The organism is Massilia genomosp. 1 (assembly GCF_011682185.1).
Taxonomy (GTDB): Bacteria; Pseudomonadota; Gammaproteobacteria; order Burkholderiales; family Burkholderiaceae_D; genus Telluria_A; species Telluria_A rubra.
This window is the reverse complement of record NZ_WHJF01000706.1, coordinates 1-213: the sequence shown is the minus strand read 5'-3', so window position 1 is coordinate 213 and position 213 is coordinate 1. Positions and strand designations below refer to the sequence as shown.

1 protein-coding gene is annotated in these 213 nt (G+C 61.0%); it reads left to right on the top strand.

The features are described 5' to 3' along the window. Positions 1-11 precede the first annotated feature (11 nt). Positions 12-213, top strand: a 202-nt coding sequence (locus F1735_RS35355; protein ID WP_222853232.1) for a contractile injection system protein, VgrG/Pvc8 family, incomplete at its 3' end; no start/stop codon positions are given.

Sequence of the window (213 nt, the reverse complement as noted above, 5' to 3'; positions counted from 1 at the left end):
TCGGCGTGCTGATGGCCGATGGCAGCGAAAGCTACATCAACGGCTACGTCAACTCGTTCGGCTTCAGCCATTCGGATGGCGGCTTCGCCTTTTACCATGCCGAAATCGTGCCGTGGCTGACCTACCTCAAGCGCCGCGTCAACTCGCGCATCTTCCAGGACCTGAACGTGCTCGGCGTGCTCGACAAGATCTACAAGGGCGACCACGGCGGCC